Raw genomic sequence first — 26,924 nt, 5'->3', positions numbered from 1 at the left:
GGGTGGCCGCCCGTTCACGTTCCCGCACCGCCCGACGCTCCCAGCGCCGGGCGGTCTCAGCGCCTGGCGGTACCAGCGCCCGGCGGTACCAGCGCCCGGCGGCCGGGCGAATGTCAGCGCCGGGCGGTTTCCGGTGACTCGGGGGTGGTGCCACCGGGGAGGCGCGCCATGACAGGCCCTGCCCGGCCCCTGTCGCCTCGCTCAGCACCTTCCGGGGCCGGTCCGGTCCCGGACACCTCGGGCTCGCCCAGCGCGGCGGAGAGGCGCGTGTAGACGCCCGGGCTGCCGGCCCTGCCGCAGCCGCTCCCCCACGAGACGAGACCGATGAGCCGTCCTTCCGCGACGAGCGGGCCACCGCTGTCGCCCTGGCACGCGTCCCGTCCCCCTTCGCGCACCCCGGCGCAGAGCATGGAATCGGCCAGATACCGGCCTTCGGGTCCACCGGGGTACGCGTCCTGGCAGAGTTCGTCGGGCAGCACCTCGACCCGCCCGACCCGCAGGCTCCGCGCGTAGTCGCCCCGTCCGGTGGCGTCCCCCCAGCCGTAGACGGCCGCGGGGGTACCTGCCCGATACGCGGGGTCACCGGACTCCGCCATGGGGATCACATGGCTGTCGGGCAGCGGCTCCGCGAGGGTCAGCACGGCGAGGTCCCACGCGTTCGTCGTACGGTCGTGCTCCGGGCTGACCCAGGTGTCACGTACCCGGACCTCCGTCCCGCCACCGGCCAGCAGATCGCCGCGGCCCGCGATCACCGCCAGATCACCGACCTCGCCGGGAGACGTGCCGAGCACCTCCGGCCCCACACAGTGCGCGGCGGTCAGCACCGTCGTGGGCCCCACCACGGCACCGCCGCAGAACTGTCCGGCACGGGTACCGCCGAACCGGTCACGGCTGGAGAGGGCCACCACCCAGGGACTGTGGACGATGTCGGCCGGTTGTCCGCCCACCACCAGACTGTCGGCGGCGGCGGGCCGCGGGTGGGCCAGGGGCAGCACGGTGGCGGCGGCCGTCAGGACCAGCACACCGGTCAGGGCGCGGGCATGGGGACGGGACATGCGCTCTCCTCACTCAGGGTCGCGATCTCCCACCCAGCGTCGATCAGCGGTACCGGACCCGCACCCGCGCATGCCGAAGGGCCCGGCTCCACGAAGGAGCCGGGCCCTTGGCCACGGTCACCGGCCGGCGTGCCGACCGATGGACGACCGCAGACCGTCCGTCCGGTCCGCACCGGTCGGCGGTGATCCTGGATCCCGTCCAGGTGGCCCCGGATCCGATCCCGCTGATCCCGGACCTGATCCGAGTGGCCCCGGATCCGATCCGAGTGGTCGCGATCTAGTCCAGGTAGTCGCGCAGTACCTGCGAACGCGACGGGTGGCGCAGCTTCGACATCGTCTTCGACTCGATCTGGCGAATGCGCTCACGGGTGACGCCGTACACCTTGCCGATCTCGTCGAGGGTCTTCGGCTGACCGTCGGTGAGACCGAACCGCATCGACACCACACCCGCCTCACGCTCGGAGAGGGTGTCGAGCACGGAGTGCAGCTGCTCCTGGAGCAGCGTGAAGCTGACGGCGTCGGCGGGCACGACGGCCTCGGAGTCCTCGATGAGGTCACCGAACTCGCTGTCACCGTCCTCGCCGAGCGGGGTGTGCAGGGAGATGGGCTCACGGCCGTACTTCTGGACCTCGATGACCTTCTCGGGGGTCATGTCGAGTTCCTTGGCCAGCTCCTCCGGGGTGGGCTCGCGGCCCAGGTCCTGGAGCATCTGGCGCTGCACCCGCGCCAGCTTGTTGATGACCTCGACCATGTGCACCGGGATACGGATGGTGCGTGCCTGGTCGGCCATCGCGCGGGTGATCGCCTGACGGATCCACCAGGTGGCGTACGTGGAGAACTTGTAGCCCTTGGTGTAGTCGAACTTCTCCACCGCGCGGATCAGACCGAGGTTGCCCTCCTGGATCAGGTCCAGGAACAGCATGCCGCGGCCCGTGTACCGCTTGGCCAGGGAGACCACGAGACGGAGGTTGGCCTCCAGCAGGTGGTTCTTGGCGCGGCGGCCGTCCTCGGCGATGATCTCCAGCTCGCGCTTGAGCTTGGGCGCCAGCTTGTCGGCGTTGGCGAGCTTGTCCTCGGCGAAGAGACCGGCCTCGATGCGCTTGGCCAGCTCCACCTCCTGCTCGGCGTTGAGGAGGGGGACCTTGCCGATCTGCTTCAGGTAGTCCTTGACGGGGTCGGCGGTGGCACCGGCCGCGGCGACCTGCTGCGCGGGCGCGTCGTCCTCGTCGTCGTCGGACAGGACGAAGCCCTGGCTCCCGTCCTCCGCGGGCTCCTCACCGGGCTTGCCGGGGGTACCCGAGGTCTCCTCGGCCGACTCGTCGTCGACGATCTCGTCGGAGTCCTTCTTGCCGGTCGCCTTCTTGGCCGCGGTCTTCTTGACAGCGGTCTTCTTGGCGACCGCCTTCTTGGCCACCGTCTTCTTGGCGGCGGCCTTCTTGGCGGGCGCGCCCTCGGCGTCGGACGCGTCGCCCGACGCGGCGGTGGGGGCGGTCGCCGCCTTCTTGGTCGTGACCGTCTTGGCGGCCACGGTCCTGGTGGCGGTCCGCTTGGCCGGACTCTTCGCTGCGACGCTCTTTCGGGTGCGCTTCGGTTCCGCGGCACTGACCATCAGCGTCACACCCTCTTCCTCGAGGATCTGGTTGAGGCTGCGCAGTACGTTCTTCCACTGAGTGGCCGGAATCTGGTCAGCTTCGAAGGCCCGACGCACGTCATCGCCGGCGATCTGCCCCTCAGCCTTTCCCCGCTCGATGAGCGCCATGACAGAGACGGACTCGGCGATCTCCGGCGGGAGCGTACGGGATGTGCTGGCCGACACGAACAACCTCTCGGAACGTTGGAAAACGGCTTCCGGCCCCGTCCACAACGGACTGGGACCGACGACCGCCGACTAGGGATGGGCCGGCGGCGCGGGCGTGGTCCAGGAGATTCACAGCGCCATCGGCGGCTGCTGCATTCCCTCCTCGACTGTCACCTCTTAGGTCATCGCGCAGTTCCCAGGAGCGTTACGCCCAATCTGCGTGGCCCGAGTCACACCCCGTAAGCATACAAAAGCTTCTAGATACGGTCAGAAGTGGTCAGGTTTTGCGACTGTCTGCCCCACCTCGATCCGTCGCCGCCGCATTAGGTCATGTTCTTGACCTGGCGGGGCCGCCGAGCGGGGCAACCGGGCCCGATGACCGACCGACGGACCGCACGGTCGGCGGACACGGGGCCGGTCGGGTGTGCGACGGTCGGGACCAGCACACACCTGCCGGGTAGAAGGGATGCTTCCCCGTTCGATTCAAACCACGCATGGGACCACCCGGAGCAACCGCCCCGGGGCGGTTGGGGACACCCTCCCCGGGACCGGGAACCGGCTGCGGGCCGGGGGTCCGGCGGCGGACGGGAAAGACCGGCGGAGGGGAACCGGCGGGGAGCGGGTGAGGGCCGGCGGGAGCCGTCGGTGGCGAGAAATGAGCTGCGGCAGAGCTGGGCGGGGCGGGTGCCGTTCGTGGGGCGGGTGCCGTCGCGGGATGGTTTCGGTTGCTGCGGCGGGGCGGTTCCATGGGCCGGCGGGGCGGGACCGGGCGGGGCGGGTATCGGGTGCCGTCGTGGGGCCGGGCGGGATGGGTGCCGTCGCAGGTGGGGCGGGGCCTCGGGGAGGACGGCGGAGCGGGAGTCGTCGCGTGTACGCCCCGGAAAGCGCGGCGGCCGGACCCGCCGCCGGGCCGGGTGCGGCCGCCGGGGAGGGTCCGGCCCGCATCAGATGCTGTGCCGGGGGTGTGCCACGTGTGCACACGGAGTTCGGATACGCGAGGCACACGCGCGTGGCCGTCGCGGGGGAACGCGAGAGGTGCAAGAGGCGCAGGAGGCGGGGAACCGGGCGGGCGGGTGCCCGTACGCCTCGCCGGGGCGACCGCGGCGCCGCTCGTGCGCGGCGATACGGACGACACCTGGCGGAACGGTTCCCTGGGGCAGACACACGAGGGCCGTTCGCGGACGCGGTTCACGCGTGGGAACCGCCGACCGCGGGATGACCCGCGCGAAGGTGAGCGGAACGGTCCGCTCAGTGCTCCCGGGGGGCGGGAACCACCCGCTCCACCTCGGGGTGGACGGTCAGCAGCTGACGCATCGCGGCCTCGGCGGCGGCGGCGTCCCCCTGGGCGAGGGCTTCGGCGATCCGGGCGTGGTGCGCGAGCGAGTGCTCGTGCGGACGGTCACAGCCTGTGACAGGACCGCCGGAGACATGGAGCGCGGACGAGACGATCCCGGACAGGTGCTCCAGCATGCGGTTACCCGCGAGCTGGATCAGCAGGGCGTGGAACTCGGCGTCCGCCCGGCCGAAGGTGATCGTGTCGGCCTGACCGAGGGCGTGGCCCATGATCTCGACCATGTCCGTCAGCCGCTGCTGCACGTCCTCACGTCCGTGCCCGGCGGCGAGACGGGCCGCGAGCGGCTCGATCGTCCACCGCAGCTCGCTGAGCTCACGGCGCTGGTCGTCCCGCTGGGGGCCGAAGGCCCGCCACTCGATGATGTCCGGGTCGAGGAGGTTCCAGTCGCTGACCGGCCGTACACGTGTGCCGACGTTGGGGCGGGCGCTGACGAGCCCTTTGGCCTCCAGCACCCGCAGGGACTCCCGTACGACGGTGCGGGAGACCTCGAAGCGCTGTCCGATCTCCTCGGGCACGAGCGGACGGTCGGCGCCCAGATCGCCGGAGACGATCATCTGGCCGAGCTGCTGGACGAGTTGGCCGTGCAGACCGCGGCCGCGGGTGCCCGCGGTACGGCGGCCGACGCGGCCGAGTTCCTGATCTGCGCCGTCCCACACGGAGGCGCCGGCTCGTTCGGCGGCGGGTGCCTGCGGGTACGGGTAGCGGTCGAGTTCGCCCGGTCCGGCGATGCCGGACTCTGTGGAACGGGCGTTGGTCATCATGGTGTGCGCAAGGGTACTCACGGAACCTTTGTCGGCCTTGCTCTCAGGCGCCTTGAGGTCTTTGGTGAAAAGCACACGAAAGGGTGATCGCTCACCTCTTCGCAATTGACGCCTTATCGGAAAGAAGTGAGCGCCACCCGGGAAGTTGTGTCCGGCGGCCGACCAAGAGGGCAACTTCGGTCGTCAACGCGCCCTGCTGCGTACGGTCATGAGCAGATACGCGCACAGCAGGGCCGTCAGTGACAACGTCAACGCACTCCCGACCGGTTGAACGATCATCCGCAGACCTGCGGCGAGATATCGCTCGGTCCCGAACGGCCACATGGTGAGGTCACGCAATCGGGCCGGGAGACCCATCGCGGTGCGCACTGTCGGCCCCGCCAGCGCCTGCTGCACCGCGGGACCGACAAGCACCGGGACCGCGACGACGGCCGCCAGCCCCGCGGCGGTCGACTTGAAGATCCCGGCCGCGAGAACCCCTGCCCAGGCGCATCCGATCACCAATGCGCCCCAACTCGCCACAAGAGTGGGCCAGTGCGGGGGAACTACGCCAACTTCCTGTCCGTACACGAGGTGGAGCGCCAGAGCGTCGCAGCCCACGGTGAGCAGCGCGAGGAGCAGCGCGGTCGCCGCCGCGACGGCGAGTTTGGCGCCGAGCAGCCCGAGCCGGCGGGGGACGTTCCCGCGGTCCACGGCGAGGGCGGGGTGTCGGAACTCGTCGCCGAAGGCCAGCGCGCCGAGCAGTCCCGCCCCCAGGGCGGCGGGCGGCAGCGGCAGTTGTACGGGCCAGGCCGCCAGCAGTCTGGCGTGGGAGGTGTGACCGTTCCGGGCCAGGAAGAGGGCGAGGACCACCGAGGTGACGAACACCGCCGCGCCGGTGCGGTAGCCGGCGCCGATCCCGGCGGCACGACGCAGCTCGTACCGCAGCGGCCGAAGGGGAACGCGTACGGAGCGCACGGTGATGGCGGGTGGCAGCAGCGAGAGATCCGCGCCGCCATCGGGGTACGGGGCGGGGGGGCGGAGGACAGAGGGGCCCGTGGCCGTGGGATGGGGGGCCGTGGGATGGGGGGCCGTGAGCTGGCTCCGGGGTCGTTCGGGGGGCGCGGTGCGGTGGGAGGTGCCTGCGGGGAGAGCGGTGTCCGGTACGTCGGCGGGGAGCGCGGCGGTGGCCTGCGGCTGCTCCTGGCCCTCGGGGTGGGCCGGCTCGGGGCGAGCGAGCTGGGCGTAGGTGGGCTCGGGGTGGGTGGACTCTGGGTGGGTGGACTCTGGGTGGGTGGACTCTGGGTGGGTGGACTCTGGGTGAGCGGGCTCGGGGTAGGTGGACTCTGGGCAGGCGAATTCGGCGGGGCCGGGACCTGGGCTTTCAGGATCGGCGGGGTAGGGGTTGGGGTCCGTGCGCTCAAGGTCTTCGCGGGCCGGGAGGTTGCCGTCGGGGTCGGGGTCGGGGTCGGGGTCCGTACGGTAAAGGCCTTCGTGGTCGGGGAGGTTGCGGTCGAGGGCGTGGTCGTTGACGTCCAGGCGGTCGTGGTCAGGAAGGTGGCGTTCGGGGCCTGGATCGGTGACTGCAAGGCCGTTGGGCTCGGAGGTGGTGTGGTCAGGCCCGGTGGGGTCGGGGGCGGTGGGGTCGGGGGCGGCGGCCTCAAGTTCGGTGACCGGCGGTTCGGCGGTGTCGGATACGGCGCCTTCGAGCCCGATGCCTTCGAGGGCGGCATGGGCCGGTACGTACGGCACGCCCAGTCCGTCGTCGCTGATGGCCGCGCCGACGGAGTGGGGTGAGCGAGTGTCGACAGCGGAGTCGGTGGCGATGGCCGGGTCAGCGGCGGGGTCGGCGGCGCTGGATGTGGCGGTGGCCGGGTCGGCGGCGGGGTCGGCGGCGGGGTCGGCGGCGACGGCGGTGGCCGGGTCGGTGTCCGTAGCGCCTCCCGGTCCCATGTCCCCCGTCTCGTCGGCGAGCTGATGGACGAGGATGCCGTGCCGGTACGCGGCGTCACCGACGTCCGCGCAACTGCTTCCGTACACCGAGAGCCGGTTGCCGCCCTCCTGCACCACCTCGACCGAACGTCTCGCGGAGCGCGCCTCCTGAGTGATCAGCAGTCCGAGACGGGCGGCGTGCGGGCTGCGTACGGCGACCCTCGGCCGCAGTCGTGTCCTGGCGAAATCTGTCGCTTCCTGATCGGCGACGACACGCCCCTCCCCCAGCGTCACGACACGATCCGCGTTCCGGGCCGCCTCCTTGGCGTCGTCCGTCGTGAACAGCACGGTGCCGCCCAGCGATGTGTGGGCGCGCAGGACGCCGTGCAGCCAGGACCGGTCGCGCGCGGACAGGCCGTGCGTGGGCGCGTCCAGCACGAGCGTGTGCGGGTCCGCGAGCAGGGCGCAGGCGACCGCGAGACGGCGGTCCAGGGCGCGGGAGAGGATGCCCAACGGCTCGTCACGCTGGCCGACCAGCCCCACGGTCTCCAACACGTCGTCGGCACGCTGGATCGTCACCCCGGCGGCCGCGCACAGCATCCTCAAGTGCCCTCGCACCGTACGTGCGGGGTGTCCCGGTACCTCACCGAGGACGACGCCGACCTCGCGGGCGGGATGGGCGATACGGTGCAGGGGGCGGCCCCGGAAATGGGCGACGCCCCGCCCCCGCTGGAGTTCGAGCATCAGACGCAGGGTCGTCGACTTCCCCGAACCGGGAACGCCGAGCAGTGCCGTGATCCGGCCCGTCGGAGCCTCGAACGACACGTCGTCGACGGCCGGCGGAGACTCCTTGCGCGGTGTGCTGGTCAGTCCGATGGCCTGGATCATCGCTTCTCTCACGGGAGGGGCGACCGTCTCGGCGGCGGGGGCCGTCAGCCGAGCGAGGCCGTCCGCCGGGCGGGGACGGACGACCCCGTGGATACCCCAGCAAGATAGCGCGACATTCCAGACTTTTCGGGCATCGACCACCGTTGAGTGTTGCCCCGGTAGCCGATCAGGAACGTACAGAACCGGTCAGGGCCCATCGTCACCCGAACCTCGCCGTCTGCGGCGGCCGGCCTCAGGACGCTCAGACCTCCGGTCGCAGCATCGGCGGATTGAGGAGTGTGGCGCCGCCCGCGCGGAACAACTGCGCGGGACGACCCCCCTGGCGCGTGGTCGTGCCACCCGTCGGAACGAGAAAGCCGGGTGTTCCGGTCACCTTGCGATGGAAGTTCCGGGGGTCCAGGGCCACGCCCCAGACGGCCTCATAGACCCTGCGCAGCTCCCCCACGGTGAACTCCGGTGTGCAGAAGGCGGTGGCGAGCGACGAGTACTCGATCTTGGACTTGGCGCGCTCCACCCCGTCGGTCAGGATCCTCGCGTGGTCGAACGCCAGTGGAGCGGCCTGCTCCCCTTCGCGCCCGTATCCCCCTGAGGCGAGAAGCTCCTCCACAGGAGCCCAGCGTGCGTTGCTCGCGTCGCCGCCCGCGCGGGGCGCGGGCAGATCGGGCGCGAGGGCGAGATGCGCGACACTGACCACCCGCATCCGGGGGTCCCGCTGAGGGTCGCCATAGGTCGCGAGCTGTTCGAGATGCGCACCTTGGGCCTGTGTCGGGGTCGACGGATCATGAGCGGAGAGCCCGGTCTCCTCGACGAGCTCCCTCGCCGCGGCCAACGACAGATCCTCATCGGCACGCACGAACCCGCCGGGGAGCGCCCAACGCCCCTGGAACGGCGCCTCACCGCGCCGCACCGCCAACGCGCACAGGGCGTCGCGCCGCACGGTCAGTACCACCAGGTCGACGGTGACGGCGAAGGGCGGGAAAGCTGACGGGTCGTAGGGCGGCATGCTCGTGATCATAGTCGTCTGCCTGACGATAAACACTCCCTCGCCGAGCCACCGACCGATTCGTTCGCAATCCCTGGCCACGCCGGGGCGCCACCCGGATCGCCCGCCCGGTGCGCCCACCTGCGCGGCGAACCGCCCGGCGCCGGTGCCGCCCGGGCCCTGAGCACGTTCGGGCTGCGAACCCGGGCCATGATCGGCACAGGCACTTGAGGCGCGCCCGGAGTGTTGGTGCCCTCATCGCTGCCTCCGGCTACCGCCCGACCGGGCCGGGCGGCCGCCGGGACGGGTGGACGGCCCCTTGGGACGCGGGCCGCGGGCTCCTCCGGCCGCCCGCTGCCGGGCATTGGCTCGCCGGAGGGCGGCCCCGGTCCGCGACGACCTCAGGGCGGTGGCCCCCACGGCGGGCAGGACGGGGCGGGAGGAGCCCATGCCCTCGGCGGCCTCGGCCTCACGCTCGACCGCTGTCAGCTCACGGTTCGTGGCTGTCAGCTCCTGGCCCGCGGCTGTCTGCTCGCCGTCCGCACCTGTGGCCTCGTCGTCCACGTCTGTCGGCTCATGGCCAACAGCCGACCCGCGATCCTCGGCCCCAGCCCCGGCAGCGGCAGCGGCAGCGCGCTCCTCGGCCGCCGCTTCGCGTTCGGCTCGACCCCGCCTGATGCACTCGCGGATCGCCTCGGCACCGAGCCCTTCGTTGCATGCCGTGTGCAGCAGCCAGGCGAACAGGTAGTCGGGGTCCGCAGCGAGTGCCATGGCCAGCGCCTCACGCGCCTCCAGACTGTCGCCCGTCGACCAGGCGGCCCAGCCCGCGAGGGTCAGTAGCGCCGCGGCGTGATCGCCGTACGGGCCGACGCAGCGACGGGCCAGCGCCCGCCAGAGCCTGAGGGCGAGCTCCGCGTCCGTTCCCTCCATCCACTCCGCGGCCTCGTCGCGGGTCTCGCGGTCCTGGAGTCCGACGATGAGCGCCGCCGCCTCGTCATGGGTGAGCAGTGCGTCGTCCTGGTCGTCCATGTCCATCCGGCCGGGAGTCGTGGGCCGGTCGGCCAGGCGGACCATCGCACGGCGGGCCAGATCGAGTGTCGCGGTGGTCACGGCCGGTCGGCTCGTCTCGTCGTCGATCCTCGGTCGGAGCGTGCGACGTGCCGCGTCGAGCGCGGCTTCCTGCTCGGGGGCGGCGCCGTCCTTCGGCCGCAGCCGGGCCTGGAACTCCTTCAACGATCCGCGTACCTGAAGTCCGGCGTAGGTCGCCGCCGCGGCCAGCGCGGAGGAGCCCGGCAGTCCCATGGACGTCCCCTCGGGCGGGCAGCATCCACCCGGGCAGCAGTAGGACCAGAAGCGACCGTCGGAGATGCACAGGGCCTCGACCACCGGCACCCCGAAGTCACCGCACGAGGTGCGCAGAAGCTGGACGAAGAGCTGAAGCCGGTCGCGCACGCGCCGGCCTGTCTCGCCCTCCGTCGGCTCCTTGCAGACGAAGACGACGATGGCGTCGGACCTGTCCCCGCGGTGCTCGCCTCCGATGATCAGGGACCGCGCCAGCTGGCGTGCCACGGCCGGCCAGTCCTCGGCTCGGGCGGGGATTCCGAGGCGGACGCGACCGCCGAAGCGTCCGTAGCCGTCCCGCTGGCGGAGCCCCAGCAGGACGACGCAGTCCTCCGGGCGGTAACCGAGGATGTAGGGCAGCGCGTCCGCCAGCTCCGAGGCGGATCGCACCTTGATCGGGGTGTCCGGCTCGGGGCAGTCGATCGGGTCGACCGCGCCACCGAGGCCAGGGACACCGGGTCCGCCGGGGTGAGCGCCGTGCGCCGGGCGGGATACCGGGGTCGGTCCGTGCGGGTCCGGCTGGTGCTCGGCGGGACCGGTTGCTCCGTTGTGGTTCGTCATGTGGCGACCATCTCGCGGAACTCAAGATTCCGGTTCTGCCTGTGGATAACCCACGACAGGGACACGACATTACTTGTCCACAGGTCAGGGAGGTGTGGTCGCGCGATGTCGGACCCATCAGGTTGCATGGGGGCATGAACAACGAAGACCTGCGTACAGCGGCGGACACCGTCCTCTCCCGGCTCGTCGGCGACCCGGCCGCCCGGCTGCGTGGGGACCAGTGGCGCGCCATCGAGGCGCTGGTCGCCGACAGACGCCGGGCCTTGGTGGTGCAGCGCACCGGCTGGGGCAAGTCCGCGGTGTATTTCGTCGCGACCGCGCTGCTGCGGGAACGCGGCGGCGGCCCGACGGTGATCGTCTCCCCCCTGCTGGCGCTCATGCGAAACCAGGTGGAGGCCGCGGCACGTGCGGGTATCCACGCCCGCACGATCAATTCGTCGAACCCGGAGGAGTGGTCGACCGTCCAGGCCGAGATCGGCGCGGGCACCGTCGATGTCCTCCTGGTGAGCCCCGAGCGGCTGAACAACCCCGATTTCCGGGACAACGTCCTGCCCGAGCTGGCCGCGGCGACCGGACTCCTGGTGGTCGACGAGGCGCACTGTATCTCGGACTGGGGGCACGACTTCCGGCCGGACTACCGACGGCTACGGACGATGCTGGCCGACCTGCCGTCCGGCGTACCGGTCCTGGCCACGACGGCGACGGCGAACGCCCGGGTGACCGCGGACGTCGCCGAGCAGCTCGGCACCGGCGGGCACCCGTCCGCGCCGGGTTCCAAGGAGGGCGAGGGGGCGCTGGTGCTCCGAGGCCCGCTGGACCGGTCGAGCCTGAGCCTGAGCGTCCTCGAACTGCCCGACGCGGCCCACCGTCTCGCCTGGCTCGCCGAGCACCTGGACAACCTGCCGGGCTCAGGGATCATCTACACCCTGACCGTCGCGGCCGCCGAGGAGGTCACCGCCTACCTCCGTCAGCGCGGGCACATCGTGGCCCCGTACACCGGCAAGACGGAGAACGCCGACCGTCAGCAGGCGGAGGACGATCTGCTGGCCAACCGCGTCAAGGCACTGGTCGCCACCTCCGCCCTCGGGATGGGCTTCGACAAACCGGATCTCGGATTCGTGGTCCACCTCGGCTCCCCCGCCTCCCCCATCGCCTACTACCAGCAGGTCGGACGCGCGGGCCGAGGCGTCGAGCACGCGGAGGTGCTGTTGCTGCCGGGCAAGGAGGACGAGGCGATCTGGCAGTACTTCGCCTCGCTGGCCTTCCCCTCCGAGGACCAGGTCCGCCGCACGCTGGACGTCCTCGCGGCAGCCGGGCGGCCCCTCTCACTACCCGCGCTGGAGCCCTTGGTCGAACTGCGGCGCAACCGCTTGGAGACGATGCTGAAGGTCCTGGACGTGGACGGCGCGGTGCGGCGCGTGAAGGGCGGCTGGATCTCCACCGGTGAGCCCTGGGCGTACGACAGCGAGCGCTACGCGTGGGTGAGCAAGCAGCGATCGGCGGAACAGGAGGCGATGCGGGAGTACGTACGGACCACGGGATGCCGCATGGAGTTCCTCCGCCGTCAGCTGGACGACGAGGAAGCAGCGCCTTGTGGCCGGTGCGACAACTGTGCGGGCGGCCGGTTCAGCGCGGAGGTCTCCGGCTCCTCGCTCGACTCCGCGCGTGACGAGCTGCGCCGCCCCGGCGCTGAGGTGGAACCCCGCCGGATGTGGCCCACGGGGCTGTCCGCCGTGGGGATCACGCTCAAGGGCCGCATCCCCGCGACCGAGCAGGCCTCGACCGGGCGTGCGCTGGGCCGGCTCTCCGACATCGGCTGGGGCAACCGGCTCCGTCCCATGCTTGCTCCGGACGCGCCGGACGGGCCGATCCCGGACGATGTGGCACAGGCCGTGGTGGAGGTTCTCGCCGACTGGGCCAAGGGGCCGGGCGGCTGGGCCTCCAAGGCTCCCGACGCGATGCCCCGCCCCGTCGGCGTGGTGACGATGACCTCGCGCGCCAAGCCCGGTCTGATCCACTCACTGGGTGCCCGTATCGCCGACGTAGGGCGCCTCCCCCTGCTGGGCACCATCGAGTACGCCCCGGGACACGAACCCGCGCATGTCCCCAGGAGCAACAGCGCCCAGCGGCTCAGGGTCCTCGACGGCGCTCTGGTCCTGTCGCCGGAGCTGTCCGTGGCGTTGAAGGCCGCTGAAGGCCCCGTCCTGCTGGTGGACGATCAGACGGACACCGGCTGGACGCTCGCCGTGGCCGCGCGGCTGCTCAGACGTGCGGGGGCGTCGGCGGTGCTGCCGCTGGTGCTGGCGGTGCAGGGCTGACCTGCGTTCCCGGCGGGCGAGCAGCCTTTGGGGCGCGTTGCCCCGGCGCACGGCGTCACGGGTGACGGTGGGATGCGATCATGGGAAACAACGGGTGGACACGTCGCCCCGAGATCTTCGGGTCAGGGATATAAGCGACGAATGGCAACACATGGGTCGACAGTCCCAATTGCTCGTTGCCGCAAGCCAATACGACGGGAAGAATTGGCATTGCTCCCCTGCGGCTCGCCCGTCACCCAAGAGGGTTTCGCCGTGGTGCGCTCCCCCACGTCCGACCCCGCCCCCAGTGTGTGGGCGCGTAGCCGAAGGGAGGGCCGTGACCTTCGGATTCGCTCCGTCCAAGGCGGCATCGATGTCTGCGTCCCCGACGCGTGCAAACATGCCGACCGACGCCGCCAACCAACTCGCCCGGATGCTCGAACCCGCCGAATGGGCAGAGGCCGGGATTCCGCTGTTGCGCAATCCGCGCGAGGTCGTCAGCGGGCTCCACGCCCGACACCGTCCGACACCCGCCACCGCGGTCGTCGCGGTCCTCGACCCGGATGAACGGCTCAACGCCAGCGCGTCGTTCACCCGCCGCGCCCCGACGGCGGACGGGTGGGTGTTCCGCAACGCCCTGCTCGCCCAGCTCCGCCGGGTGATCCCGCACGATCTCCGGCGCCGTACCCCGGTCCGTACCGCGGTGTTGCTCTACTGCCGGGACGGAGACGCCCGCTGGACCGAGGAGGACGGTGCCTGGATGTGGGGACTGCGCGACGCGTGCACCCTGCATGGATTGCGTTGCGGGGCGTACATCACGCTGACCCGTGACGGATGGCAGGTTCTCGGTGAGGGCCGTGGCGGCCGTCGCCCGAGTTCCCTGTCGTCGTCGCAGGACTTCGTCACGGATCTCGCTCCGCCTCAGCCACGAGCCGGTGGCGCCGCTTCGGATCTGCTGCGCCGCGCGGCGGCCCGCTGAGACCGCGACAACCAGGGCGGTGAGGCCTCCGAGCACGGCGACCTCACCCGCCCACCAGGTCGTGGACCCGAGGGAACCGCGCGGGCACCCGAAGGACGCGAGGCAAGGCACATATCCGGCCACGGCCGATCAACGAGCACATCGGGCCCGGCCGCGCCGTCGCACGGAACCCGGGAGTCACACACGTACAGCCGGTTCCGGTGTCCGCACCCGGCGAACTCCCGGGTGCGGACACCGGAACCGGTCAGACGCCGACGCCCAGGATCGCGTTGACGCGCTGGGCCTCACCGCAGACGATGAGCAGAGCGCCCGCCTTGGCCAAGGCCAGCGGCAGGGCGGTCGCGGCGACGGAGTCGGCACCGCCATTGACAGCGGCGACCACGACCGGCCGGGACGCGGCCCGGTCGAGGGCAGCCGCGTCGGCGTAGAAGACATCCTCGCCCGCGTCGTGCTGTGCCCAGTAGGCGTGCTCACCGAACGACAACTCGTGCGCGGCCCAGGGGTGCGGATCGCCGGTGGTGATCACCAGGATCTCACTCGGGGTCCGACCGGAGTCGAGCAGCAGGTCGACGGCTTCCTCAGCGGCGTCCAGCGCACCCTCGGCCGAGGCCGGGATGAGCTGGAGCTGAGGAGTGGCCGACGCCCGGGAAGCGGGTGCGGGGGCCGACTGCCCGGGAACGGCGGCAGTCGCGACCGGGGCGGACGGCCCCGGCTCGGCGGTCGACGACTCGCGCGGCGTGCGCTGCGCGGGTGGCGTGGGCCGCAGCGGACCCGGACGGCCGGGGCGGGGTGGCGCCACGGGACGAGGACCGGGTACGGGACGAGGGGTCGGCGCGGTACGGCCGCTGGCCGGAGTGGCGCGGGGACCCTGGGCACTCTCGTGAATCTGAGGCTCCTCGGGAATGAGAGGAATGAACTGATATCTAACGAACGCCGGTGCGGCTCGCGTCGGCGGGTGGCACATGAGTGCGAGCGAGAACGATCAGAAGTCGAAGCCGAGCTGCCCCTCGATCTCCGGAACGCTTTCGTCCGCCCAGCTGCGGACCTTCTTGAGATGCCGCCACTGGGGCAGCGCATCAAGATACGCCCACGTCAGCCGGTGGTACGGGGTGGGGCCCCGTTCCGCCAGCGCGGCCTGGTGCACCGGTGACGGGTAACCGGCATTGGCCGCGAAGTCGAAGTCTGCATGGTCGACCCCCAGTTCGGCCATCATTTTGTCGCGGCGCACCTTGGCGATCACGGACGCGGCGGCCACGGCGACGCAGGAGCGGTCGCCTTTGATCACGGTACGCACACGCCAAGGCCCGCCCAGGTAGTCGTGCTTGCCGTCGAGGATCACCGCGTCGGGTCGCACCGGAAGCGCCTCCAGCGCGCGTACGGCCGCCAGCCGCAGCGCGGCCGTCATGCCCATGGCGTCGATCTCGTCGTGCGAGGCGTGGCCGAGGGCATGGGAGGTGACCCAGCTCTCCAACTCGGCGGCGAGCGGGGCGCGCCGCTTGGGGGTGATCAGCTTGGAGTCCGTGAGGCCGTCCGGGGGGCGCCGCAGTCCGGTGACCGCCGCGCAGACGGTGACAGGTCCGGCCCAGGCCCCGCGGCCCACTTCGTCGACACCCGCGATGACCTTCGCTCCCGTGGTGGCGCGCAGTGAGCGCTCGACGGTGTGCGTGGGTGGTTCGTATGCCATGACGTCTGTCAGCCTACGCCGCCCGGTTCACCCGCCGACACACCGGTCCCGGCCAACCGCGATACCGATGGCCGTTCCGCGACCGGACGGAGCGACGCCGGACGTCGCGACCGCGGGCCGACCACGCCTCACCAGGGCTGATCGGAGGCTGCCAGCTGTGCTGCGGACACCCTGACCACCCGACGCATGGGAGCGTGGGCGCCCCAGCCGCCCGACGGCACGGCCGCATGGGGCGTGACCGGATGACCACCCGCCCGCGTGAAGACGAGGGGCGTAACCGCGCGACCGACGGTGCCGCCCCAGGGCCGGCACCGCACCCCGAATCGGGGCCGATAGCTCAACTCCGCTGCCGCCAGGCGTCCGTGGGACGTAGCAGCGGGACCATGACCCGGTCGATCATCCGCGTCAGTTCACCCTCCGTCCATTCGCTCGCGCACATCTTGGATCGGTACATCATGAGGGCGGGGATGACATCGCAGACGTAGTCGTCCAGAGCTTCGGGTCGGACCTCTCCACGTTCCACACCACGGGAGATGACTTCCTTGATCAGCCTCGCGCCGGGCTCGACCACACCTTCGTCGATCACCGAGTGGAACCGGTCCGCGGCTGCCGCATCGCATTCGTGAATCACAGAACGCAAGGCCATCCCGGATCGTGAGTACATGACCTCGCGCATTCGAAGGCAGAGACTCAGCAGATCGTCGCGCACGCCTCCGAGGTCGGGCGCGCCATGGAACATCGGCAGCGCGACCCGGAGGGCGTCGGCGACCAGATCCTCCTTGGACGGCCAGCGGCGGTAGATCGCGGCCTTGCCCGTGTGGGCCTCGGCGGCGATCCCCTCCATGGTGAGCGCGCTCCATCCGACGCTACCGAGCTGCGCGAGGACCGCTTCGAGGATCGCGTGTTCCAGGACCGCGCCACGGCGGCGGGAGGGGCCGGCCGGGGCAGGGCTGTCGGGTCGGCGCGAACTGTCCATCTTCAAGTCTCCGAAGGGCCGTGGGCGGGCGGAAGGGCTGTGGGCGGGCGGAAGGTGCGGGTGCGGGTGCGGGTGCGGGTAACCCGAACGAGGGACATCCCCAGTGAACGCTTGCGTTCACTATCGCGACCTCCCTACGGTGGAAGAACAGTGAACGAGGGCGTTCACTATTTTCCGGGGGACTCATTCATGCCGATCTTTCCCTTGAACCATTCCGCGAAGCCGGGTGCCGGACGCCCCTTCGGGCGCCGGGGCCCCGCTCCGATGGCGATCGCGGCCTGCCAGCTCATGACCATGCTGGCCGCCACCGTCGTGAGCTCCGCTATCGCCCTGCCCCGCGCCCAGGATGCGTGGAGGTTCCTCACCCCGGATCTCGCCCAGGTCATCAGCGTGCTCGGCCCCGCGATCGCCGTAGCCGCCTTGGCCATGCTCCTCCAGGCCGAGTCGGCCAAGGTCCGCAGAAGAGATCCGGCAGAGCTGTCACCGCGGCCGGGGCCACGGTCGGCTCTGTTGCCGACCACCCGCTCCGCTGCCACCCGTCACCGATACGCCGTCGCGTGTGCCGCCTCCTGGCACTGTTCCCATGTCGCCTTCACCGGGCGATTTTTGAGAACGGCGCGCGCCCGGACCACACCAAGGCTAGTGGCGTGCCAGGGATCGTCTTCGTACCGCAGATCCTCGTCGATCACCTGAAGCGCACAGGAGCGAAGCGGCTCGGGCAATGAGTCGAGGGCAGGGACGGCATCGGCGGAGAGCTCCCTGACGTACTGGAGGTCGAGCCTGCCCGTCTCCTCATAGCGTTCGGCGTTGCGCTCGGCGATCAGGGCGTCCGGGGACACCAGTCCGAAGGCCAGTACTCCGAAGGCGGCACTGGCGGCGACGGCCCTCGGAAGCCACCGCGCGCCCCACACACCGGCCGCCATGATCAGCAGGATCACGACACCCAGCCACAGCTCGACCGTCACGACCGAGATCCGCAGCCGGGTCAGACCGTATGCCTCGACGTACATGTCCATCCGCCGCACCGCGGACGCGACCACGACAAGCGTGAGAACGCAGAGGGTTCCGAGCACTCCCCGGACGAGTGCGCGATCACGCGGTCCACCGCGCGGCGCCCAGCGCAGGGCGACAACGATCACGACCAGCACGAGGAGGGTGGCGAGAAGAAGATGCCAGAAGCCTTGGCGGGCGTATCGGGCATACGAGAGGCCGGTCTTGTCCAGAACCGCGTCGTAGCCACCGAAGAGCACGGCGAGTTGGACGGCGTTGAACGCGGCGAAGAGCGCGTTGAGCACCAGCAGGGGCAAGGCCCACTCCGCCCGGCCACGAGCGCGCCAAGGAGTCGGCGAGACCTTGTCCCACTTCACCGGAGCGGCGGCCGTGTAGGCAGCCCCCAGAGCGCCCGCCAGCCCTGCGGCAAGCAGAAGGAGGTGCATCGGTCCGTCGGACGGGGACGTGTCGGGCACCAGGCTGCCCAGCAGGTCGGCGAAAGCCGCGTCGGCCGCGCTGAACAGCGCCCCGAAGACGAGCAGCAATCCGGCCGTGACTCCAAAGACACGTAGCGCGGGACCGACCCGGCTGGAGGTGTCGCCCGTTCGGGCACGCAGCCCGCGCCAGCCCCAGACGAGTCCACGAGGTACGGCCTCGACAAGGCCCACGGCGCTCAACGCGATTCCCGCCCAGGTGCGCGAACCGTGCAGGGCGAGTGCCCCGAGTCCGAACGCCGTGGCGACTGCGAGGAAGGAGGGCCATGCCGCGTCACGGAGCACGGGTACCACGAGCAGGGCGACCCCGCCGACGCCCCATAGCAAGGTCCAGGGGCGCGCCCGCCTCCCCGCCTGCTCGGCGGCGTAGTAGGCGGCGAGCGACGCCGGTAGCGCGACGATCAGGAGGTTGAGGCCGATGCCGTCACCCAGCAGAAGCGTGCTCAGGACACCGGTGGCGAGGACGGCCCACAAGGTGGCCGCGCGGATCGCGGCGGGTGGGTCGCCACGCAGTGCGGCGATCCTCTGATCGAGGGGCGCTACCTGCGGATGGTTCCGACCGGGCCGCGAAGGGAGGGAGTGCCCGACCGGCGACTGCTCCTGGGGGGACGTGGTCCTGGCCGATGCACGACGGGGCACGGCGGATGGGTCCTCGTTCGGCGCGCCCTTCGCGGCAGTGGCCCCTTTCGGAACGATCGGGTCCGTGGCCGACAGCGCACCGGGGGTCGCGGGGTCGGGCGCCGGCGCCGGTTCGGAGACGGCCGGGGAGACCCCTGGCCCGGGTAGCGGCAAGTCCGCCGCGACGGGCCCGGAGCGCACGGTCGTCCCGGGTGGCTTCTTGGAATCAGCGGGTTCCGGCCGATCGGACGGCACAGGCTTCTCGGTCACGGGCCCCTCCACTCCGCTCCCGGCACACGTGTGACGCCGAAGCAGTGGGGAGCAGGTCCTCATACGGAGCACGCCATCCATGATCGACAGACGTGCGAGCGCCAGCGTAGGACGCGGACCGGGTCGGGGAAACGGTGGGAGACCACCCTGTGGCACGACCGTGACAGTTGGTACGGGTGGGGCGAAAGGCCCTGGGAGGGGGCGGGGAAACGATGCGGTGAAAGTGTCGCCAGGGGTGGGAGGCCAGGATGGCAGGGCGAAGGCTGATCGTGCACAACTCCGGGCAACGCGTCCGGCCCGTGGGCCGGCCGACCGACCCGTCGCGCCACGGCATCTCCCTGCCGGGGTGGCGACAGCGAGTACCGAGCCGCGGGGCCGCGACACGATGCGGAGCCCTGGCCATCGTGCGAGCGGGGGCACCGGAGCGTGCCAGGTTGGCTTCGGGCGGTGGGGTTACGTGCTCGGGACGCCGTCCGAGCCGGGCAGCCGAAGAGGTACCCAGCCGGGCAGTGGTTCGGTGCGTTCCAGCCACGCGGCGGGCGGGGCGCCGGGCGCCGCGGCCGCCACCACTCCCCCAGCGATAGCGCAGGTGGTGTCCACGTCCCCGCCGACCTGTGCGGTCTGCCAGAACGTGGCCTCGAAGTCGCGGAGGCCCTGGGCGGCCGACCACAGGGCGAACGGGACGGTGTCATGGGCGCTGGTCCGTCGGCCGCACCCCAGGACAGCGGCGACGGTGCCCGGGTCGCCGTAGTCGAGCATGTCCCGGGCTCGCCTCAGTCCCGCTTCCACGGCGCTGCGCGGCATCAGGGCGATGACACCGTCGAGCAGTTCCTCGGCGGTGGGCGGCCCCGAGGGAGCCGCGGCGAGGGCGGCCGCTGCGGCGACCGCCATCGCGCCGACGACGGCCTCGCGGTGCTGATGGGTGGGGTAGGCGGAGATCTCGGCCTGGTGCGTCGCCTGTTCGGGATCGTCGGCGTACCACGCGCCGAGAGGCGCGATCCGCATGGCGGCGCCGTTGCCCCAGGAGCCCTGACCCTCGAAGAGGGCGGCGGCCAGTTCACGCCAGTCGCCACCTTCGCGGACGAGCCTCAGCAGCCTGTTCACGGCGGGGCCGTAGCCACGGTCGAAGTCATGGCGCTCGGCGAAGGACAGCGCCAGCGCGTCCTGGTCGGCGCGCTGGTGAGCGGCGAGCACGGTGACGACGGAGCAGGCCATCTCGGTGTCGTCGGTCCACTGCCAGTCACCTGCGGGCAGTTCACGACGCTTCAGGAGGGGATGGTTCGCGGGGACGAAGAACTGGGAGCCGAGCGCGTCCCCCACGGAGAGGCCGCGCAGACTGGCGAGGGCTCGCCCCAGGCGCTGTTCGGGTTCGGTGGCAGCGGTCATGTCTTCATCACTCTATCCGGTGATTCCGTACGGTTCCGGCTCTCGCCAGCGTTCGAATGGGCGGTTCAGCGTGTACCGGCCGTCGGCTCCGAGTTCCAGGACCCGGACCTCGCCGTTGCCGGGATTGGACAGCGATTCGAACTCGGCGACGCTCCAGTGGAACCAGCGCATGCAGAACAGCCGCATGGTCAGTCCATGGGTGACCAGCAGGACGTTGGGCGGATGGTCCGGTTCCTCGAAGCTGCGGAACAGGCTCTCCAGGAAGGCGCCCACCCGGTCGTACACATCGGCCCCGGACTCGCCTTGGGCGAAGCGGTAGAAGAAGTGGCCGTAGGCATCGCGGTAGGTCTTCTGGAGGCGTACGTCCTCGCGGTCCTGCCAGTTGCCCCAGTCCTGCTCGCGCAGTCGCGGTTCCTCTCGGACCCGCATCGACCCGGGGGCGAGATCGAAGGCGCGCAGTGTCTGATGGGTGCGTCGGTAGGGGGACACGTACACACTGACACGCTCGGGACCGAACAGGTCCCGGAGCTGCTTGCCCGTCTCCTCCGCCTGCCGTCGCCCGGTGTGGGTCAGGGCCAGTGCGTGGTCGGGCTCACGCTCGTAGACGGTGTCGTCGGAGTTGCCCTCCGACTCCCCGTGCCGGACAAGAACGATGCGGCGTGGTCGTACCATACGGAAACCCTAGATCGCTTCGCCGTTCGAGGGGTTGTCCGGGGGTCGCGCGGCGGGTCGTCCTCCGCGGGGACGTCCGAACGGTTCCCGAGCCGGCGGTGGCCGAAAACGTTCACACAGGTGGGGCCGCCCTGTCGGGCTCCTCTCGTCGGGCGCAGCCCCGGGTCAGACGGTCCATCCCTTCTCCATGTCCACGATGTCCCCGCTCAGCGCGGCCACATCAGCCTCCGTCTGCGCGCGCAGGGAAAGTCGTTCCACCCGCTCGGCACGGTACTTGCCGTGCTCGGCGTCGGACTGCCACATGGACAGGATCAGGAACTCGCTGCCCGGCGCCTCACCGAACAGACCGCGCACCATGCCCGGCGAACCAGCCATGGCGGGGTTCCAGACCTTCTCCTGCATCAGCGCGAAATGCTCGGCCCGTTCGGCGTGCACCCGGCAATGGGCCACCCGCAGCAGATCGCATTCCGTGAAGCGGGGTTCGAATCCGGTCTTCACATCGAAGCGGTGGTCGAACAGCTTGACCTGCGCGTTCGTGAACGTCCCGGCCTGAGAGGCGGCCAGCCGGTCATGGGAGCGCGCCATGAACGAGTCGTAGAAGGCACGGCTCTCCCAGAACGAGAAGACATGGGCGACACCCTGCCGGGTCCGGCTCCAGCCGCCGCCCTGCCCCCGGAACCCCGGCTCACCGAGAAGCCCCGCCCATTTCCGCTGCCCTCGTTCGAAACCACGACGGTCGACGACGGTGCAGCGAATCCACTTGACCAGCACCGCGCCATGGTAAGGCCGCGGAGCGTGGCGGGGACCATGCTCCGGTGGAGTGCGCCCCCTCGGTCCTCCCGTGAGCGGGGTACGCGGGTCCTTCACCGCTCACGCCCCTGCGCGTGCGGTATCCGACCGGGCACTGTCGGTGGTGCGTGGCACCATGGAGGGCAACACAGACATGGCATGCGGAAGTTGACCTCGACCGGAGGGGGAACTGGTGAGCGGCGGACTCAACAAGGGGCTCGCGAAAGTGGAAGTGGGCGTCCGGTGGGACCCGAGTCCCGCAGGTACGTCCGCGCACGATCTCGACATCATCGCGGCGGCGTACGCCAAGGACGCGCCCTACGGCTCCCCCGAGTACCTGGTGTACTTCGGCAGCCGTTCGCCGGACGGCACGATCACCTTGAACCGTGACAGCCGTACCGGCCAGGGCTTCGGGTACGACGAGGTCATGATCCTCGAACTGGACCGGCTCGCCCCGAGGTTCGAGCGCGTGGTCGTGGGGGTCGCCATCCAGCAGCCCGCCCAGGAGCTGACCTTCGGCGACATCGTGAACGCCTCGGTCCGTATCCGTACCGGCCCGACGGACATCGCCCAGCACGACTTCGTCGAGGTCCGGGAGCGGAACGCGACGACGGTGGCCGAGTTCACCCGGGATTCCTCGGGTGCTTGGCAGTACCGCCGGATCGTCCAGGGGTTCGACGCCGATCCGGCGTCGTTCGCGGAGCAGATGGGCCGAGTGATGAACCCCTGAGCCGTTCGTCGTCCACGGCGGTCTGGCGTGAGCGGTGGGCCGCGCCGACCGGCATCGCACAGCCGACCGGCATCGCATAAACGGGTCACCGCGGCCGGAGCGGAAGGCCTCGGCACCCAGGGCGGAAACCGCTCGGGAATGCCGGTGGGGCGGGGAGCACATCGTCGTGTGCTCCCCGCCCCACCGGCCCGGTCCGGCCCCGCCGAGGCGGGTCCGGACCTCACACGGTCAGCTGCAACCGCTGGTCGAGCCGCATCCCTCGCAGATGTAGCACGAGCCGGCGCGCTGCATCTTCGTCCCGCAGGAGAAGCACAGCGGTGCGTCCGCCTGGATACCGAGCTGCATCTCCACCAGCTCGGCGCTGGTGTGCGCCTGCTGAGGAGCGGGCTGCACGGCCGGCGACTCCGCCTTGGGGGTCACGACCGCCTTCAGGGGCTCCGTCTGGCGGGGTGCCGACTGGGCCAGACCCTCGACGTCGACCTCGTCCTCGGTGGGCTCGTACGAGCCCGTCTCCAGATGACGCTGACGCTCCTCGGCGGAGTGGATGCCGAGCGCGGAGCGCGTCTCGAAGGGCAGGAAGTCCAGCGCGAGCCGTCGGAAGATGTAGTCGACGATCGACTGCGCCATCCGGACATCGGGGTCGTCGGTCATCCCGGCGGGCTCGAAGCGCATGTTGGTGAACTTCGAGACGTACGTCTCCAGCGGCACCCCGTACTGGAGGCCGACGGAGACCGCGATGGAGAAGGCGTCCATCATGCCCGCGAGGGTCGAGCCCTGCTTGGACATCTTGAGGAAGACCTCGCCCAGCCCGTCGTCGGGGTAGGAGTTGGCGGTCATGTAACCCTCGGCGCCGCCCACGGTGAAGGACGTGGTGATGCCGGGACGCCCCTTCGGGAGCCGCTTGCGCACCGGGCGGTACTCGACGACCTTCTCGACCGCGGCACGGATCGTGCCCTCGGTCTTCTCGGTGATCTCGGCCTTCGCGGTCTCCTTCTTCTTCGCGGAGAGCGGCTGACCGACCTTGCAGTTGTCGCGGTAGATCGCGAGCGCCTTCACACCCAGCTTCCACGCCTCGAAGTAGATCTCCTCGACCTCTTCGACGGTGGCGGACTCGGGCATGTTCACGGTCTTGGAGAGAGCGCCGGAGATCCACGGCTGGATAGCGGCCATCATGCGGACATGGCCCATCGCGGAGATGGAGCGCTCGCCCATGGCGCAGTCGAACACCTCGTAGTGCTCCTGCTTCAGACCGGGAGCGTCGACGACAACGCCGTGATCGGCGATGTGGGCGACGATCGCCTCGATCTGCTCCTCGTGGTAGCCGAGCCGACGCAGGGCCTGCGGCACGGTGCCGTTGACAATCTGCATCGACCCACCGCCGACGAGCTTCTTGAACTTGACCAGGGCCAGGTCGGGCTCCAGGCCGGTCGTGTCGCAGGACATGGCCAGACCGATGGTGCCGGTCGGGGCGATCACCGACGCCTGCGAGTTGCGGAAGCCGTTCTTCTCGCCGAGGCGGATCACGTCCTGCCACGCCTCCGTGGCGGCGGCCCAGATCGTGCTGTCCAGGTCGTCCACGCGGATGGCCTTGGTGTTGGCGTCGGCGTGCTGCCGCATGACCCGCTGGTGCGGCTCGGCGTTGCGCGCGTACCCGTCGTACGGGCCCACCACGGCCGCCAGCTCGGCGGAGCGGCGGTACGAGGTGCTCGTCATCAGGGAGGTGATCGCACCGGCGAGGGCCCGGCCACCGTCGGAGTCGTACGCGTGACCGGTGGCCATCAGCAGGGCGCCGAGGTTGGCGTAGCCGATACCGAGCTGGCGGAAGGCCCGGGTGTTCTCACCGATCTTCTGGGTCGGGAAGTCGGCGAAGCAGATGGAGATGTCCATCGCGGTGATGACCAGCTCGACGACCTTGGCGAAACGCTCGGCCTCGAAGGACTGGTTGCCCTGACCGTCGTCCTTCAGGAACTTCATGAGGTTCAGCGAGGCGAGGTTGCACGACGTGTTGTCCAGGTGCATGTACTCGCTGCACGGGTTCGAGCCGTTGATACGACCGGACTCGGGACAGGTGTGCCACTGGTTGATCGTGTCGTCGTACTGGATGCCCGGGTCGGCGCAGGCCCACGCGGCCTCGGCCATCTTGCGGAAGAGGGACTTGGCGTCGACCTCCTCGATGACATCGCCGGTCATCCGCGCGCGGAGGCCGAACTTGTCGCCGTTCTCGACGGCCCGCATGAACTCGTCGTTCACCCGGACGGAGTTGTTGGCGTTCTGGTACTGGACGGAGGTGATGTCGTCGCCGCCCAGGTCCATGTCGAAGCCCGCGTCACGCAAGGCGCGGATCTTCTCCTCCTCCTTGACCTTGGTCTCGATGAAGTTCTCGATGTCGGGGTGGTCGACATCGAGGATCACCATCTTGGCCGCGCGACGGGTGGCGCCGCCCGACTTGATCGTTCCCGCGGAGGCGTCGGCACCCCGCATGAACGAGACCGGGCCGGAGGCGTTGCCGCCGGAGGAGAGCAGTTCCTTGGAGGAACGGATGCGGGACAGGTTCAGACCCGCCCCGGAGCCGCCCTTGAAGATCATTCCCTCTTCCTTGTACCAGTCGAGGATCGACTCCATGGAGTCGTCGACGGCCAGGATGAAGCAGGCGGACACCTGCTGCGGCTGAGGGGTACCGACGTTGAACCACACCGGAGAGTTGAAGCTGAACACCTGGTGCAGCAGGGCGTAAGCCAGTTCGTGCTCGAAAATCTCCGCGTCGGCGGGAGAGGCGAAGTACTTGTAGTCCTCACCGGCCTTCCGGTACGTCTTCACGATGCGGTCGATGAGCTGCCGCAGACCGGTCTCACGCTGCGGAGTGCCCACGGCACCGCGGAAGTACTTGCTGGTGACGATGTTGACCGCGTTCACCGACCAGAAGTCGGGGAACTCGACGCCACGCTGCTCGAAGTTGACCGAGCCGTCGCGCCAGTTGGTCATCACGACATCACGGCGTTCCCAGGCCACCTCGTCGTACGGGTGCACACCCGGGCTGGTGTGGATGCGCTCCATACGCAGCCCCTTGGTGGCCTTCGCCCCCTTGGCACGGGAACCCCGCGCCGGGCCGCTCGCCGTCTCTGTCATGCCGCCTCCCTGTATCGGGCGATAACGCCCTGAAGTGCCTCGTTCTTCCCGTGGCACGGTGTGATGTGTACGCACCGGAGGCGTCACTGTGCCGCCCCCGGCAGATCTGTGGTCGCCGTCGACCGTCCGGTCGCCCCGGGTGACCCCACCCGGTCCGGCGTGTGTGTCAGCCGCTGGCCGTGGCGGGTGCGGGAACGTCCGCCGTCCGCCCCGCCGCGCGCCCGGTGGCCTCGGCCTCCGCCCCCGCGCCTGCGGCGGGTGAGCGGTCCGGCTGCTCCCGCAGCTCGGTGATGGCGGCCTCGAAGTCCTCCAGCGAATCGAACGCCCGGTAGACGGACGCGAAACGCAGATAGGCGACGAGGTCGAGTTCCTGCAAGGGGCCGAGTATGGCCAGTCCCACGTCGTGGGTGGTCAGCTCGGCGCTCCCGGTGGCCCGCACCGCTTCCTCGACCCGCTGGCCGAGCTGGGCGAGGGCGTCCTCCGTGACGGGCCGTCCCTGGCATGCCTTGCGCACGCCGTTGATGACCTTCGTCCGGCTGAAGGGTTCGGTGACTCCGCTGCGCTTGACCACCATCAGTGAGCACGTCTCCACTGTCGTGAAACGACGGGAGCAGTCCGGGCACTGACGGCGTCGGCGGATCGACGTACCGTCGTCGGTCGTACGACTGTCGACGACACGGCTGTCGGGGTGCCTGCAGAAGGGGCAGTGCATTACGTCCAAGCCTCCTTCGCGGCACGTCTCCATGGCCTCGCGGAACCCGCAGGTCCCTCGAAGCAGCCCCCAGCATAGGCGATGACCGGAGAGGCGAAGACCTCGGGACCACAACTTCTGGGCTGCTGTCGCAATCCAACCACTAGATCTGGGGTTTGGCCGCAATTCGCCGTCTGCGCGTGTCGTGATCCGACAGCCTCCCGGCGAGGCCGGCCGCCCCAGTACGGGCATTCAGGACGCGCGCCACCGCACCGCCCCCATGACCGGCCGCCATCGGGCGGCACTCGGCCCGGCACGGCACCTCGGCCCGCACTCCACCGGATCGGGGACGACCGCTCCGGGCGGCACGGGCCGACCGGACAGGGCGAAACACTCCCCGATCGGGGCGGCGGCCACACAGAGTGACCGACGTCCGGACCCCACCCACCGTAGCGACCCCGGGCCCCGGTCCGAGGACAGGGGCGCCTCCTTGCCGACGCCGACCAGGATGGCAGACTGAGGCCCGGTACGGAGCCCTCGCGCGAGCCCGCCCCGGCGGTGAAGCGCGGCG

At 70.6% G+C, this 26,924-nt stretch carries 21 protein-coding genes; 5 read left to right on the top strand and 16 right to left on the bottom strand.

Features of this window, described 5'->3' with window-relative positions; all coding sequences use genetic code 11:
- Positions 1-113: 113 nt before the first annotated feature.
- Positions 114-1,055, bottom strand: coding sequence for a S1 family peptidase (locus tag AB852_RS17625; protein ID WP_079184719.1), 942 nt, complete (start codon positions 1,053-1,055; stop codon positions 114-116).
- Between the two features lie 107 nt (positions 1,056-1,162).
- Here AB852_RS17625 and AB852_RS39830 point away from each other — a divergent pair, with 107 nt between their 5' ends.
- Complete coding sequence (locus AB852_RS39830; protein WP_178391049.1) at positions 1,163-1,336, top strand: hypothetical protein; 174 nt, start codon at positions 1,163-1,165, stop codon at positions 1,334-1,336.
- Here AB852_RS39830 and AB852_RS17620 read toward each other — a convergent pair.
- A complete protein-coding gene (locus AB852_RS17620; RefSeq protein ID WP_073790381.1) occupies positions 1,333-2,871 on the bottom strand; it encodes an RNA polymerase sigma factor in 1,539 nt (512 codons plus the stop codon). The two genes, AB852_RS39830 and AB852_RS17620, sit on opposite strands and share 4 nt — an antisense overlap.
- On the opposite strand from AB852_RS17620, the gene AB852_RS41365 reads away from it, so the two are divergent.
- Positions 2,813-2,947, top strand: a complete 135-nt coding sequence (locus AB852_RS41365; RefSeq protein ID WP_272925989.1) for a hypothetical protein — start codon at positions 2,813-2,815, stop codon at positions 2,945-2,947. The genes AB852_RS17620 and AB852_RS41365 overlap by 59 nt on opposite strands.
- A 1,154-nt stretch (positions 2,948-4,101) precedes the next feature.
- On the opposite strand, the gene AB852_RS17615 is transcribed toward AB852_RS41365, so the two are convergent.
- The 4 genes from AB852_RS17615 to AB852_RS17600 all read right to left on the bottom strand — a co-directional run bounded on the left by AB852_RS17615 (position 4,102) and on the right by AB852_RS17600 (position 10,651).
- Entirely contained in the window at positions 4,102-4,989 is an 888-nt protein-coding gene (locus AB852_RS17615) for a FadR/GntR family transcriptional regulator (protein WP_073790379.1), read from the bottom strand.
- Between the two features lie 162 nt (positions 4,990-5,151).
- Positions 5,152-7,767, bottom strand: a complete 2,616-nt coding sequence (locus AB852_RS17610; protein WP_073789410.1) for an ATP-binding cassette domain-containing protein — start codon at positions 7,765-7,767, stop codon at positions 5,152-5,154.
- 241 nt (positions 7,768-8,008) lie between these two features.
- Positions 8,009-8,770, bottom strand: a complete 762-nt coding sequence (locus AB852_RS17605; RefSeq protein WP_073790377.1) for an NUDIX hydrolase — start codon at positions 8,768-8,770, stop codon at positions 8,009-8,011.
- Positions 8,771-9,004: 234 nt separating this feature from the next.
- Positions 9,005-10,651 carry a DUF4192 domain-containing protein gene (locus AB852_RS17600; protein ID WP_073789407.1) on the bottom strand — a complete coding sequence of 549 codons (1,647 nt, stop codon included), beginning with the start codon at positions 10,649-10,651 and terminating at the stop codon, positions 9,005-9,007.
- 134 nt (positions 10,652-10,785) lie between these two features.
- Between AB852_RS17600 and AB852_RS17595 the strand changes: the two genes are divergently transcribed.
- Together AB852_RS17595 and AB852_RS17590 are read left to right on the top strand one after the other, a co-directional pair.
- Positions 10,786-12,969, top strand: coding sequence for a RecQ family ATP-dependent DNA helicase (locus tag AB852_RS17595; protein WP_073789405.1), 2,184 nt, complete (start codon positions 10,786-10,788; stop codon positions 12,967-12,969).
- Between the two features lie 316 nt (positions 12,970-13,285).
- The gene (locus AB852_RS17590) at positions 13,286-13,927 is read left to right on the top strand and encodes a hypothetical protein (RefSeq protein ID WP_073789402.1); all 642 of its coding nucleotides are present in this window, start codon (positions 13,286-13,288) and stop codon (positions 13,925-13,927) included.
- 244 nt (positions 13,928-14,171) lie between these two features.
- Here the strand turns inward: AB852_RS17590 and AB852_RS17585 are convergent, their stop codons facing one another.
- From AB852_RS17585 to AB852_RS17550, 8 genes are all read right to left on the bottom strand, one after another.
- Positions 14,172-14,840 carry a hypothetical protein gene (locus AB852_RS17585; protein ID WP_073790375.1) on the bottom strand — a complete coding sequence of 223 codons (669 nt, stop codon included), beginning with the start codon at positions 14,838-14,840 and terminating at the stop codon, positions 14,172-14,174.
- Between the two features lie 69 nt (positions 14,841-14,909).
- Positions 14,910-15,611 carry a ribonuclease HII gene (locus AB852_RS17580; RefSeq protein WP_073789400.1) on the bottom strand — a complete coding sequence of 234 codons (702 nt, stop codon included), beginning with the start codon at positions 15,609-15,611 and terminating at the stop codon, positions 14,910-14,912.
- Positions 15,612-15,948: 337 nt separating this feature from the next.
- Positions 15,949-16,587, bottom strand: coding sequence for a TetR/AcrR family transcriptional regulator (locus AB852_RS17575; protein ID WP_073789397.1), 639 nt, complete (start codon positions 16,585-16,587; stop codon positions 15,949-15,951).
- Positions 16,588-16,754: 167 nt separating this feature from the next.
- The gene (locus AB852_RS17570; RefSeq protein ID WP_073789395.1) at positions 16,755-17,015 is read right to left on the bottom strand and encodes a hypothetical protein; all 261 of its coding nucleotides are present in this window, start codon (positions 17,013-17,015) and stop codon (positions 16,755-16,757) included.
- A gap of 111 nt (positions 17,016-17,126) precedes the next feature.
- Positions 17,127-18,710, bottom strand: coding sequence for a DUF4153 domain-containing protein (locus AB852_RS17565; RefSeq protein ID WP_425444174.1), 1,584 nt, complete (start codon positions 18,708-18,710; stop codon positions 17,127-17,129).
- A gap of 702 nt (positions 18,711-19,412) precedes the next feature.
- On the bottom strand, positions 19,413-20,345 hold the full coding sequence (locus AB852_RS17560) for an ADP-ribosylglycohydrolase family protein (RefSeq protein ID WP_073789393.1): 933 nt from the start codon (positions 20,343-20,345) through the stop codon (positions 19,413-19,415).
- A 12-nt stretch (positions 20,346-20,357) separates the two neighbouring features.
- Positions 20,358-21,017: a histidine phosphatase family protein gene (locus AB852_RS17555; protein ID WP_073789391.1), complete on the bottom strand. Its 660-nt coding sequence runs from the start codon at positions 21,015-21,017 to the stop codon at positions 20,358-20,360.
- 165 nt (positions 21,018-21,182) lie between these two features.
- Positions 21,183-21,788: a YdbC family protein gene (locus AB852_RS17550; RefSeq protein ID WP_073789388.1), complete on the bottom strand. Its 606-nt coding sequence runs from the start codon at positions 21,786-21,788 to the stop codon at positions 21,183-21,185.
- Between the two features lie 211 nt (positions 21,789-21,999).
- Between AB852_RS17550 and AB852_RS17545 the strand changes: the two genes are divergently transcribed.
- Positions 22,000-22,536 (top strand): TerD family protein, encoded by a 537-nt coding sequence (locus tag AB852_RS17545; RefSeq protein ID WP_073789386.1) that lies wholly within the window; start codon positions 22,000-22,002, stop codon positions 22,534-22,536.
- A gap of 228 nt (positions 22,537-22,764) precedes the next feature.
- On the opposite strand, the gene AB852_RS17540 is transcribed toward AB852_RS17545, so the two are convergent.
- The gene (locus tag AB852_RS17540; protein WP_073789384.1) at positions 22,765-25,662 is read right to left on the bottom strand and encodes a vitamin B12-dependent ribonucleotide reductase; all 2,898 of its coding nucleotides are present in this window, start codon (positions 25,660-25,662) and stop codon (positions 22,765-22,767) included.
- A 166-nt stretch (positions 25,663-25,828) separates the two neighbouring features.
- On the bottom strand, positions 25,829-26,374 hold the full coding sequence (gene nrdR, locus AB852_RS17535) for a transcriptional regulator NrdR (RefSeq protein ID WP_073789382.1): 546 nt from the start codon (positions 26,372-26,374) through the stop codon (positions 25,829-25,831).
- Positions 26,375-26,924 lie beyond the last annotated feature (550 nt).

Origin of the sequence: Streptomyces uncialis, from assembly GCF_001905345.1 — a bacterium.
Classification (GTDB): Bacteria; Actinomycetota; Actinomycetes; order Streptomycetales; family Streptomycetaceae; genus Streptomyces; species Streptomyces uncialis.
This window is presented reverse-complemented; position numbering and strand designations above follow the sequence as displayed.